This window comes from Bartonella sp. TT29SHDZB (assembly GCF_042193395.1).
GTDB lineage: Bacteria > Pseudomonadota > Alphaproteobacteria > Rhizobiales > Rhizobiaceae > Bartonella.
Genome location: NZ_JBHILQ010000187.1, coordinates 1 through 525, shown reverse-complemented (window position 1 = coordinate 525; position 525 = coordinate 1). Strand labels below are relative to the sequence as shown.

Sequence of the window (525 nt, the reverse complement as noted above, 5' to 3'; positions counted from 1 at the left end):
GCTTTGATCCTCTACTTCATTCGTGATTTTATCTAACGACCTTTTTAACGATGGGGAGGACGCTTTGGTGATCGCTTTTGTAAAGCTTTTTGCTTTTGCTGACGTTTTCTTTCATCCTCAAAATGCGTTAGTAAAGCGCGTTCCTGTTTCGTTTTGTTGGTCACACCAAAGGTGTCATTGTCCATAAATTGCTGATATCCTGCTAGCATCAAATTAGCTAAAAACGAGTCACTTTTCAGAGGTTGTACAAAATAGAGCCCTTTTGAATCTTGCAATTTATACCGGAAACCTGCTTTTTTCATGCACTCATAAACTGAGGCAAATTCACTCGCATACGAATTCATATCACTAGAAGAAGCATAAACCGGTTTCCAGCCACATTTTGATAAGGATTGTTGGATCATCGCTTTATCGACACCTGGTTTTTCCCATAATGCTAAAGTTGATGGAGGAGGTTGGTTAACACATCCAGCTGTATTTAAGAGAGCTATGCAACTCAATAGTTTTAAGATTTTCTTCATTTTT

At 38.3% G+C, this 525-nt stretch carries 1 protein-coding gene; it reads right to left on the bottom strand.

From position 1 onward, the window contains the following. Window positions 1-44: 44 nt before the first annotated feature. Entirely contained in the window at window positions 45-521 is a 477-nt protein-coding gene (locus tag ACFIJJ_RS10215; protein ID WP_273791330.1) for a hypothetical protein, read from the bottom strand. Window positions 522-525: the final 4 nt, after the last annotated feature.

What these genes read in the sequence shown, in the direction of transcription:
- ACFIJJ_RS10215 (WP_273791330.1), bottom strand. Translation starts at nt 521, where the DNA reads ATGAAGAAAATCTTAAAACTATTGAGTTGCATAGCTCTCTTAAATACA.